Here is a 394-nt window from a genome sequence, read left to right as displayed (position 1 = left end):
GTTCGTGTTCGGGCCCGACAGCTATCTGTCCGACCATCATCACACCGTCTACGAGCTGGACGAGGGCATCAGCGGCGCCTGCGCGGTGTGCGCGCCGCGCACCCAGCGCGGCAGCAAGGCAGCGACGTCGGGCCGTTGAGCGATGCCGCCCGGCTCGCAGCGGCGCGGCTCAGACCAGCGCATCGCGGCGGGTATAGGCTAGCACCGTGTCGATGCGCGCCTGCAGCTCCGCGCGCGCGTCGGCCGACAGCCCGTCGCATTTGCCCAGCACGAAATAGGCCGAGCGCAGCACGTCGCGCCAGCGCGGGTTACGCGGCAGGCGCGACACCGCCAGGTAACGTTCCAGCGCGCGGGCGCGCAGACGGCCGTCGTCGATGTTGACCCGCCAGATCCG

Annotated in this window: 2 protein-coding genes; one reads left to right on the top strand and one right to left on the bottom strand. The window is 71.6% G+C overall.

Translation table 11 applies throughout. The features are described from left to right. Nucleotides 1–139, top strand: a 139-nt coding sequence (locus HKX41_10580) for a hypothetical protein (GenBank protein NNC24576.1), incomplete at its 5' end; no start/stop codon positions are given. 30 nt (nucleotides 140–169) lie between these two features. Here HKX41_10580 and HKX41_10575 read toward each other — a convergent pair. After that, a partial coding sequence (locus tag HKX41_10575; protein ID NNC24575.1) for a tetratricopeptide repeat protein occupies nucleotides 170–394 on the bottom strand: 225 nt, incomplete at its 5' end.

It is taken from the genome of Salifodinibacter halophilus, from assembly GCA_012999515.1.
Lineage (GTDB): Bacteria > Pseudomonadota > Gammaproteobacteria > Nevskiales > Salinisphaeraceae > Salifodinibacter > Salifodinibacter halophilus.
This window is presented reverse-complemented; position numbering and strand designations above follow the sequence as displayed.